Source organism: Mesorhizobium sp. M4A.F.Ca.ET.090.04.2.1 (assembly GCF_003999085.1).
Classification (GTDB): Bacteria; Pseudomonadota; Alphaproteobacteria; order Rhizobiales; family Rhizobiaceae; genus Mesorhizobium.
Window position 1 is genome coordinate 1 of sequence record NZ_RZOT01000304.1, and the last position, 7,129, is coordinate 7,129.

7 protein-coding genes and 1 pseudogene are annotated in these 7,129 nt (G+C 63.9%); 3 read left to right on the forward strand and 5 right to left on the reverse strand.

The features are described 5' to 3' along the window. A pseudogene (locus EN781_RS35405) lies at positions 1-131 on the reverse strand (DNA-binding response regulator); the annotation flags it as partial. A gap of 46 nt (positions 132-177) precedes the next feature. Here EN781_RS35405 and EN781_RS20570 point away from each other — a divergent pair. Beyond that, entirely contained in the window at positions 178-864 is a 687-nt protein-coding gene (locus EN781_RS20570; RefSeq protein WP_126058021.1) for a response regulator transcription factor, read from the forward strand. Between the two features lie 64 nt (positions 865-928). Here EN781_RS20570 and EN781_RS34435 read toward each other — a convergent pair whose 3' ends face one another. Next, a complete protein-coding gene (locus EN781_RS34435; protein WP_189340605.1) occupies positions 929-1,096 on the reverse strand; it encodes a hypothetical protein in 168 nt (55 codons plus the stop codon). Between the two features lie 31 nt (positions 1,097-1,127). Continuing rightward, positions 1,128-1,460 carry a hypothetical protein gene (locus tag EN781_RS20575; protein ID WP_126058022.1) on the reverse strand — a complete coding sequence of 111 codons (333 nt, stop codon included), beginning with the start codon at positions 1,458-1,460 and terminating at the stop codon, positions 1,128-1,130. Positions 1,461-1,810: 350 nt separating this feature from the next. Here EN781_RS20575 and EN781_RS20580 point away from each other — a divergent pair, with 350 nt between their 5' ends. Next, positions 1,811-2,269 carry a L,D-transpeptidase gene (locus tag EN781_RS20580; protein WP_126058023.1) on the forward strand — a complete coding sequence of 153 codons (459 nt, stop codon included), beginning with the start codon at positions 1,811-1,813 and terminating at the stop codon, positions 2,267-2,269. A 151-nt stretch (positions 2,270-2,420) separates the two neighbouring features. Here the strand turns inward: EN781_RS20580 and EN781_RS20585 are convergent, their stop codons facing one another. Further along, positions 2,421-5,504 (reverse strand): efflux RND transporter permease subunit, encoded by a 3,084-nt coding sequence (locus EN781_RS20585; protein WP_127400275.1) that lies wholly within the window; start codon positions 5,502-5,504, stop codon positions 2,421-2,423. After that, positions 5,501-6,823, reverse strand: a complete 1,323-nt coding sequence (locus EN781_RS20590; RefSeq protein WP_189347714.1) for an efflux RND transporter periplasmic adaptor subunit — start codon at positions 6,821-6,823, stop codon at positions 5,501-5,503. Before EN781_RS20590 ends, EN781_RS20585 begins: the two co-directional genes overlap by 4 nt. Before the next feature lie 98 nt (positions 6,824-6,921). On the opposite strand from EN781_RS20590, the gene EN781_RS20595 reads away from it, so the two are divergent. Further along, the coding region (locus EN781_RS20595) for a TetR/AcrR family transcriptional regulator (protein WP_145965565.1) at positions 6,922-7,129 on the forward strand (208 nt) is incomplete at its 3' end.

Genomic DNA, 7,129 nt, shown 5'->3' on the forward strand with positions numbered 1-7,129 from the left:
TCATAGCCGCTGGCGCCGAGATACTCGGCGACGGCATCCCTCAGGTCAGGCTCGTCCTCGACGACGACAATTCTTGCCCGCACTATGCTCTGGCTCCCGCTTTCAGCGGAAAGTAGATTGGGTATAAACATGATGTCCAGCACTCATCTTGAGATGTCTGTCGCAGGGTGGAGAAAAATGGCCGCACGATCCGTCATCGCGCTCGTTTCCGTCGCCGAAGTGGTGGCGGGCGACCTTGCCGACCATCTCGAGCGGCGCGGTCATGACGTGCGCGCGGCGCGCCAGCCCTGGGAAGCGGAATCGCTGCTTTCGGCCAAAGGCATCGACGTGGTGGTTGTCGGCGACAGCCTGAGCCAGGCTGAGGGGCGCGATCTGCTTCGGCGTTATGGCGGCGAGGGCGGACCCGACTTCATCCTGATCTGCCGGCCGACCGACCTGGTCGACAAGGTGCTGGCGCTCGAGCTCGGTGCCGCCGACGTCGTCGAGAGCCCGCTCAACGTCAGGGAACTGGCCGCGCGCATCGGCGGCCTGCTGGCGCGGCGCGGCAGGGCCGCCGGGGAACTGATCGTGCTGGAGAACGCAACCGTCGATCTGAGGTCGGCGATGGTCATGCACCGCTCGGGCGCGGAAGACCAGCTTTCGCCCGGCCAGGTGGCGCTGCTCAAGCTGTTTCTGGCAAGTCCCCGCAAGGTGCTGACGCGCGACGACATCATCGCCGCGGCGCCGGCCGAAAACGCCGACGCCTTCGACCGCTCGATCGATTCGCGCATCGTGCGGCTGCGCCGCAAGCTCGACACCGAAACCATCACCACGATACGCGGCGCCGGCTACCGGTTCGACCCGCCGACGCAGCGCGTCGATTGAATCAGCCAGACTGTTCGATTGTTTCAGCATCGGACCGGTTTCCATTCTGGTCCGATGCTCTCGCTCAGCGCAGCACGATGGCCGAAGGGCCGGATGGCGCATCGCTGGCGACGGCGACCACCTCAGCCTGGGCACGGTCCCGCAAGAGGACGGTGGCAAGGCCGGCAAAGCCCAGAAGGCCTTGTGCGTAAAGCAATGCGGAAAGCACGGCTGCGGCAGATTTCGTGTTCATTGGCTCCATCCCTTCAACTTGTGGTTCCGCTTCAGGAAACCCCCGAAGCGCCCGCGCCGCCCACGGAGCCCCCCGCAGCGGCGCGGGCCTTCGGTCCTCTCGGCAGCAAGTAGCCGGAGGCGCCGCGCATCCACTTCAGCCGAAGGCCGACCCGCCAGAGGGCCTTCAGCCGGTTAACGCGCAGGCTGGACACGATCCAGACCGTGGCGATGAACAGCGCGGCATGCAGCGTCGAAATCTCGCCGGAATTCATGGCCGCAAGTGTCGTCGCCGGGTTGCCGGCAACAGAGCCGACACCGCCGAGGACGATTGCAGCGACGCTTGTCCGGAGAAGCCAGGAGCGTAGGTTCGTTTTCCTGCCCATTTTCGTTTTGCTGTCGTCTGTTCCCGTTGCGTCAACTGTGCTGCCGGCTTGTATCGGGATCATGCCGCACGAGTCGCGCTTTGTTGCAATCTGGTTTCGGCGCAGGTCGTATCGCTTTCATATCAGAGGCATAGGTGCTTTCGTCTGGGGGCTTTGCAGCCTGATGCCGATAACGAAGCGTTAACTATATGCCCTGTCCCCCGATCACGCCCCTCGTCGGGCGGTTAACCACGGGAAACAGATTCGAAACAAATGTGAGCATCAAGCGAAATTGGCTTGAAACATCACCCAGCGATAAATCCGCCATCGAATTGGAGCCGGCCGGACCGGCAGAGAGAGGGGACATCGCCATGCACGCCACCATTTCCGCCAAGCTTATCAACATCACCGCCGCTGCGTTCACCGGCGCGGCCCTGCTTTTCGGCGCCGGCAGCGGCGCCGCCCACGCCAACCAGATCGTGGCCAAGGTTTCGCTGTCTCAGCAGACCATGGAGGTCACCGTCGATGGCCGGCCGACCTTCGCCTGGAAGGTGTCGACCGGCGACCGGGCGCACATCACGCCGACTGGATCCTTCAAACCGACCCGCATGCACGAGATGTGGTATTCGAAGAAGTACGACAACGCGCCGATGCCGCATTCGGTGTTCTTCAGCGGCGGTTATGCCGTGCATGCGACCTATGCCATCAAGCGTCTCGGACAGCCGGCCTCGCACGGCTGCGTGCGGCTGCACCCGGATGCCGCGGCCGATTTCTACCAGCTCGTCGAGGCCTTTGGCCCGTCGAATACCAGCATCGTCATCGTCAAGTAGCAGGCTGTGGTCGAAGGCGGCGAAGAGGGTTGGCAAAACCTCCTCTCATCCGTTCCGCCTCCCGCCTGGCATTGCTCTTCCGCGGTAAACGCCCAACCAAAAAAGAGGCCGGAATTTTCCGGCCTCTTTTTTCCTTTGTCGTTCGATTCCGTCAGTCCTGCAGCGCCGGCATCAGGTTCGGATCCGGCTTCTCTGCATGGTGCGGCAGGTCCTTGCTGGCGATGAAGGGGTAGAACATCGGCACCACGAACAGCGTGAACATGGTTCCAACCAGGATGCCGGTGAAGATCACCAGGCCCATTGAATAGCGGGCGGCGGCGCCGGCGCCGCTGGAGATGATCAGCGGCACCACGCCAAGCGCCATCGCCGCCGTGGTCATCAGGATCGGCCGCAGCCGCACCTTGGCCGAAGCGACGATCGCGTCGCGCCGGCGCATGCCGTGGAGCTCACGCTGCTGGTTGGCGAACTCGACCAGAAGGATGCCGTGCTTGGTGATCAGGCCGATCAGCGTGATCAGGCCGACCTGGGTGTAGATGTTGAGCGTGCCCAAGCCGATGTTGAGCGGCACGATCGCGCCAAAGATCGACAGTGGCACCGCCATCATAATGATCAGCGGGTCGCGGAAGCTTTCGAACTGCGCCGCCAGCACCAGGTAGATGACGAGCACAGCCGCAACGAAAGCGATCAGGATGGTGTTGCCCTGCTCCTTCTCCTGCCGCGACTGGCCGGAATAGTCGATGAAGAACGTGCCGGGCAGGCTCTCCTTGGCGATATCCTCGATGGCCTTCAGCCCGTCGCCGGTGGTGACCCCCGGCAGTGGCAGGGCTGTGATCGTCGCCGAGTTGAGCTGGTTGAACTGTTCGATCGCGGCGGGTGCCGCATTGGTCGAGATCTTCACCACCGCCGACAGCGGCACCATCTCGCCCGAGGCGCTGCGCACGAAATACTGGGCGAGCTTCTCGGGGTTGTCGCGGAATTCCTGCGGCACCTGCGGGATAATGTCGTAGCTGTTGGAGTCGCGGTCGAACTGCGCCACCTCGGCGCCGCCGACCAGCAGCGTAAGCGTGCGGCCGATATCGGCGATCGGCAGGTTCAGCGCCGCCGCGCGCTCGCGGTCGATCGTCACCGTCACTTGCGGCGCGTCATAGGACATCGAGTTTTGCACAACGATGAAGCGGCCGGAGGCCTGCGCCTTGTTCTTGATCTGCTCAGCCGCCTCGTAAACTTCGGCGGAGTCGCCCGTGGAACGTACCACAAAGGAGATCGGCAGGCCGCCGCCCGAACCGGGCAGCGTCGGCGGCGCGAAGACGAATGCCTCGACGCCGGCCACCTTGGCAAGCCGGCCGGTGATGTCTTCCTGGATCTCCTTCGAGCTGCGGGTGCGCTCGGCCCAGTCCTTGAAGGCGAAGCCGACAAAGGCGCCGTTGGTGGCGCCGCCGAAGGCGACGGCCGAGAACTGGGCGCGCGTCTCAGGGATGTCCCTGACCAGACCGAGGATCTGGTTGACGTAGGTTTCGGTATAGTCCGACGTCGCGTAGCGCGGCCCGGTCACGATCGAGAGCAGGAAGCCCTGATCCTCCTCCGGCGCCAGTTCGCTTGAGGTCTTGGTGAACATGAAGCCGGTGAGCGCGACCAGCGCGACCACGATCAGTAACGTCACCGGACGGTTTCTCAGCGAGCTGGTGACCATCCGCTCGTAGACGCGCTCGACGCGGCCAAAGGTGCCGTCGACGATGCGCTGGAAACGGCTGTGCGAGCCTGCCTTGAGGATACGTGCCGACATCATCGGCGTGATGGTGATGGCGATGATGCCCGACAGCACAACCGAGCCGGCAAGCGTCACCGCGAATTCCCGAAACAGCGCGCCGGTCAGGCCGCCGGTGAAGGCAAGCGGGGCGAACACCGCCGCCAGCGTGATGGTCATGGCGACGATGGCGGAGAGAATCTCGCGCATGCCGTTGAAGGCCGCCTGCATGGCCGACATGTGGTCCTCTTCCATGTGGCGGTGGATATTCTCCACCACCACGATGGCGTCGTCGACGACGAGGCCAATGGCCAGCACCATGGCGAGCAGCGACAGCAGATTGATCGAGTAGCCGACCGAATACAGCAGGAAGCAGACGCCAATCAGCGAAAGCGGAATGGTCACGATCGGCATCATCACCGAGCGGAACGAGCCGAGAAAGAGCAGGATGACGACGACGACGATCGCCACCGCCTCGCCGATGGTCTTGAATACCTCCTCGATCGAGGCGCTGATCTGCTCGGTGGAATCGTAAACGATCTCGATCGTCATGCCTTGCGGCAGCGTCTCCTGGATCGTCGGCACCAGCTTGTGGATCGCCGCCGCCGTCGTCAGCGGATTGGCCGCCGGCGTCGGGAAGATGGCAAGGAAGGTGCCGGGCTTGCCGTTGAAGGAGACCCTGGTGTCGGTGCTGACCGCGCCGAGCTCGACGCGCGCCACGTCGCGCAACCTCACCACATTGCCGTCCTTGGAGCGCAGAGGAAGCGCCGCGAAAGCCTCCGGCGTCTGCAATGTCGAGCGCACGGTGATCGATGAGACAACGTATTCGTTCTCGGTGTTGCCGGGCGCCGACAGGAAGTTGCTGTCGTTGATGGCGGTCAGCACATCGGCCGCCGTGACGCCGCGCGCGGCGAGCTTGACCGGGTCGATCCACACCCGCATCGAATAATCCTCGGCGCCGAAGATCTGCACGTCGGCGACGCCCTCGACCGTCGATATGCGCGGGCGAACGACGCGCTCGATATATTCGGTCAATTGCTGCTTCGTCATGTTCGGATTCTGCATCGAGATGTACATCATCGCGAACTCTTGGCCGGTGCCCTTGACGATTACCGGATCCTTGGCGGCGTCGGGCAAGGTGCCACGCACGCCCTGCACCTTGGACAGGACCTCGGTCAGCGCGACGTCCGGGTTGGAGCCGAGCTTCATCTGCACAACCACGGTGCTGGAGGAGGGCCGGCTCGACGAGGTGACGTAGTCGATGTTCTCGGTCGAGGCGACGGCGCGGGCGATCGGAGCGGAGATGAAGCCCTGGATCAGGTCGGCGCTGGCGCCTGGATAGGCCGTGGTGATGGTGATGGCCGTCTCGTCGACTTTCGGATACTGCCGGATCGACAGGTTGAAGATGCCCTGGAAACCCAGGAGCAGGATCATGCAGGCGAGCACGGTCGACAGGACCGGCCGGCGAATGAAGATGTCGGAGAAATTCATTGCTGGGCGGCCTGCTTGTTCGCCGGCTTGGTCGGATCGATTGTGTTGTCGACGGCAACGGACATGCCGTTGAAGAGCCGGTTCTGGCCGGCGGTGACGACCTCATCGCCGGCGGTGATGCCTTCCAGGATCTCGACCATGCCGGCGTTGCGGCGGCCGGGCTTGACGAATACCTGGGCAAGCACAAGCTCAGGCTTTTCGCCTTCCACCGGCTTGGCCGCCGCGTCGGCCGGCTTTTCGTCAGGTTTTTCGTCCGGCTTGGCGGCCGGGGTGGAGCCGGTCTTTGTCGCATCCGGCTTCTCTTCGGGCTTGGCTGCTGGAGCGGCAGCGTCGCCCGCGGGCTTGGCCGGACGCACGACAAAGACGAAGTCGCCATAGAGGCTGGAGGTCAGGGCCGTCTGCGGCAGCGTCAGGACATTCTGCTCCTCCGGCAACTCGACGCGCACCTGCACGAACTGGCCTGGCGTCAGCTTGCCGTCGGGGTTGGCGACCTCGGCGCGGATCGACACCAGCCGGCTCGTAGGGTCGATCTTTGGGTCGATGCCGCGAATGGCGCCGGCGAACGGCATATCGCTGTTGCCGCCGCCGATGCCGAGCCGCACCGTCTGGCCGATCTTGAGCAGCGGCAACTGCTGTTCCGGCACCGAGAAGTCGACCCGCATGGTATCGAGGTCCTGCAGGGTCACCACCGAGGATCCGGTGGCGAGATACTGACCGAGGTCGATCTTGGGGATGCCGACAGTGCCGGCGAAGGGAGCGGTCAGCTGCTTCTGGTCGAGCACCGCCTGCAGCTTGTTGACCTGCGAGGCGGATGCCGACGCGGTCGCCCGCGCGGTGTCGAGCGTGGCGTCGGTGCCGACGCCGCGCCGCTGCAATTCGACGGCGCGTTCGAGCGCCGTCTGGTCAGAGACGTTCTGTGCTTTCGCCGCCGCGAGATCGGCGCGCTCGACGGCATCGTCGAGCTGCAGCAGCACGGCGTTGTCGGCTACCTTCTGGTTGGCGTGGAACATGATGCTCTTGACGATGCCGGCTGTTTCGACGGTGAGGTCGACGCCGCGCACGGCATTGACGGTGCCGATCGCCTCGACGCCCGGCGTCCACTCGGACGGCTTCACGATGACCGTCGAAACGGTCGCTGCCGGCGGCTTCATGGTGGCGAAATACTGCTTGATCGCGCTGTCACGAAACAGGTTGAAGGCGACAATTCCGCCGCACACCACAATGAGCAGAAGCAATATTCCGACGATGATGAAGAAGCGCTTCACGAACAGTCCCCCTCGGCCGGCGTCCGGCAATAGTCGTCGAACAGCGGGACACATATCGACGTCAGGTCCCGTTTTCAAATGATGGCGATCTTACTGTACCGTCTGGACGGTGTTGTCAATTCCGCCTAGGCTAATGTAAGGGGGATGCACCGATGAAAACCCGCAGAGCAAATTCGCGTGACAGGATACTCGCCGCCGCCGCCGACGTGGCGCGCGAGACGGGTCCGGGCAGCCTGTCGCTGGACGCCGTCGCCAGCCGCGCCGGCGTGTCGAAGGGCGGCCTGCTCTACAATTTCCCGACCAAAGCCAAGTTGATGCAGAGCCTGGTGGAGGATTATCTCAAGGCATTCGAGCAGGCGA